At 42.3% G+C, this 3,241-nt stretch carries 3 protein-coding genes; 1 reads left to right on the top strand and 2 read right to left on the bottom strand.

The window, feature by feature from the left end; translation table 11 throughout:
- Both AB7U21_RS11480 and hisG read right to left on the bottom strand, forming a co-directional pair.
- On the bottom strand, positions 1-522 hold a 522-nt coding region (locus AB7U21_RS11480; RefSeq protein ID WP_428389182.1), incomplete at its 3' end, for a CorA family divalent cation transporter.
- 944 nt (positions 523-1,466) lie between these two features.
- Positions 1,467-2,339 (bottom strand): ATP phosphoribosyltransferase, encoded by an 873-nt coding sequence (hisG, locus tag AB7U21_RS11475; RefSeq protein WP_333786958.1) that lies wholly within the window; start codon positions 2,337-2,339, stop codon positions 1,467-1,469.
- Between the two features lie 189 nt (positions 2,340-2,528).
- On the opposite strand from hisG, the gene AB7U21_RS11470 reads away from it, so the two are divergent.
- Entirely contained in the window at positions 2,529-3,080 is a 552-nt protein-coding gene (locus tag AB7U21_RS11470; protein ID WP_333786957.1) for a TMEM165/GDT1 family protein, read from the top strand.
- Positions 3,081-3,241 lie beyond the last annotated feature (161 nt).

The following is a 3,241-nucleotide window of genomic DNA, read 5'->3' as shown; positions in this document are numbered from 1 at the left end:
CTCGCGAATGCGACCTTTTGAGCCTTTTAACCTCATACGTACGGGATCAAAGGTATTCCCTCCTGCTTCCTGAAAAGATATTACGAAATTGCGGCCCAGGATAAGACTCACCTGTTCGGATATGATCCCTGGTTCATCATCCTGTTCCTCTGTTTTGTCTTCGTGATAGAACATTCGCAGCACTACATAGATATGATCTTGAAATTCCTCTATCTTCGGGCGCTGGGTGGTATGAAGAATATCTTCGAGAACAAGGGGATGGATATTGAAATATGTTCCCAGGCGCTCGATGATGGTTACATCGTGTATCCCATCTATGTTTATCCATGTTACAGTGGGACTGTTCCTGAAAGGGAACACTTCTTCTATATCCGATATTTTCTGTACCTGGCAATGGTCCTTATCGTAATCGATAACTGTTATTTTTACTGCTTCTGCCCATTTGTCTCCTACGTGGACAATCGTTCCGGGAGGCAGGCCGCACTTCTCAGAAGCTCGTTTTACAAACCTACTTGCTATCATTCACCCTTCTTCAGCAAACAATGTTGATCGCCGGGTTTATTCCGACAGTATCTTAACAAAACGTTTTAGCAGTACTGATAATGCTTTGTTGCTATATTACAATAACTTATTTGATAGCCTATAAGCAATAAATAACCATAAACACAAATGCTGATCATTTTCGTGTACATAAATAGTATATGTATCTTCGATCAGATAATTTGCACAATCGCCAAATGATCCCCACGAGCTATTCGGCCTGAAACACTTAAAAAATGTAAAGAACCCTGCCCTGCTTCTTATTACTTGTTATTGATCTGAGCATAGACAGCTGCTCCAAGTATTATGCAGCCATATACTCCCAACTTAAGTGTTCTGAGTATCATTTATACCACCTCTTCATTATAACTTGCAGCGAATGTCTGGTCTTTCGTACCGCCAATGTGATGAACACTATTGTTTTTTGTATCCTTTGGCATATTTGGGCTTTTCTACGGCCTGTCCTTTGTTGTTTTGCTGCGATCTTGAACTTTAAAAAGATGCTATTAGAAAGATGAACTCTGAGTGCTCAGAAAACACTCAGACCTTTGAGGCGCCGGATTCCAAGCATTGGATAGTACAGTACATCTTGTCACGTGCACACTTGCGAAGAACATATATCTTACGACCACAATTCTGACAGTTTACAGCTACATACTTCATATCGTTTTTCTCCTTTCGTTCTTTTTTTCGGGAAGCGAGCACGCATTTCGATCATTAGGATATGGAAGCCTCATGATCTCACAACGGTTGTTCCCTTTTTCGATTGTCCTTATTAGATACCTTCTAAAAAGTACTATATTAATATATCTATAGTGCTGTATATACTAATGGTCATTATGATGAGATGTGCCATCTATGCAAAAAAGAGTGGTGTGCAGGTTTATGCCTGCCTATGCTCTGTCCGTTGAATTCACAGGATATCTTTAACGCACTATCTTTGAAATGTCCATCTCAAGGATATCTTCAGCACCAAGTGCCTTGAGCCTTGGTATGAGCAGATTGACCTCGCTCTTACTAACAACGGTCTCTACTGCATAGTACTCGGACTTGTAGAGCTGGGATACTGTAGGCCGCTTCATGGACGGAAGGAAATCTATGATTGAATCCAGTTTATCACCCGGTACATTCATATCAAGGAGTACCTTGCCCCGTGCTTCGATGACAGAGAGCAGTAAAGTTTTTATTTCCTCTATCTCTCGTCTTTTCAGGGGATCCTGCCAGCTTTTCTTGTTGGCTATAAGCTTTGTGGAGGATTCCATTATCTGATCAACGATCTTCAATCCATTCCTGCGTAAGGTGGAACCTGTTTCTGTGAGATCGACCACTACGTCCATGAGGTCAGGGACCTTTGCTTCCGTGGCACCGTAGGAAAAATGGATCTCCACAGGAATGTTAAGGTCGTCAAAGAACTTCTTTGTCATTTTCGGATATTCAGTAGAGACCCTGCTACCCGGTTTAATATCCCTTGCGCTGTGTATATCGCTTTCCTGGGGAACTGCTATGACGATCTTAACGTTCCCTGAACCTTGTTTGCTGTACGGCAGGTCAGCAACCTCCACAACATCGGAATTTGATTCCGTTACCCAGTCAAGCCCCGAAATTCCCAGGTCAAAGTATCCGTCATGCACGTATCGGGGGATCTCCTGTGGGCGCAGGATCTTGATCTTCTTTATCCGGGGGTCATTAATGGTAGGATTGTATTGCCTGTCGGTCTTCTTTATTTCAAGGTCTGCCTGCTTAAAGAGCAGAAGAGTTTGTTCTTCCAGACTTCCTTTTGGAATAGCTATTTCGATCAATGTGCCAACCTTTCCGTGTGTTTGATATTTGGTGTAATATGGGATGCAATTATTATCCGGGGTATAAAGCATATTCGATTGGACAGCAAACAAAGTTCCTGGTCATTCTGAGGTTACAAAACCAAGTTATAGTCAGGTACGCTCAAGTTGGACAATTGCTTTATATACACCCTTTTCCAAGGAGAAAGCATGATCCAGGACATTTTCATACCTTTCCTGCTCGTTGGTCTTGCGGAGCTAGGGGATAAAACACAGCTCGCTGTCCTTGTACTTTCCACAAAGACAAAGCAGTACGGCTCCTTGCTCGCAGGGGTCATGCTCGCATTCGCATTAACTGATGGAATCGCTATTGTGCTTGGAGATTTTATCGCTTCTGTTGTGCCCCTGGATTATGTGAGGATCTTTGCAGGTATCCTTTTTGTTATCTTTGGTGTTCTGATGCTGTATAACAGGGATAAGGATGAAGATAATGGTTCCTACGAACTGAAAAGTCCCTTTGTATCAGGTTTTTCTTTAATACTTGTCTCTGAGATGGGGGACAAAACACAGTTAGCTGCGGCCCTTTTTGCCACCCGGTACGATCCTGTGATGGTATTCATCGGCGTGATCCTTGCGTTACTGTTGCTCTCCATAACAGCTATATATATTGGGAAGCAGCTCATGGCAAGGGTTAATAAGAATACGATTTCCACAGCTGCAGGCATTCTATTCATTGTGATAGGCATCTCTTTCTTTTTCTGAGCTCGGAGATGCGACTCTTTTTTCTTAAACCTTAATTACTATTAACTCCTATTTTCTTGGAGAAGGAGTACTATGGCCAAACTACAGATCATGAAATGTAGAGATCTTGGCTTCAATGATGATTTCATTGTTATAGAACAAGATCGTGAAGCTGCAAAGAA

Origin of the sequence: Methanomethylovorans sp. (assembly GCF_050177135.1) — an archaeon.
GTDB lineage: Archaea > Halobacteriota > Methanosarcinia > Methanosarcinales > Methanosarcinaceae > Methanomethylovorans.
Note: the sequence above shows the minus strand (reverse complement) of the source record. Positions and strands in the feature narration are given on the sequence as shown.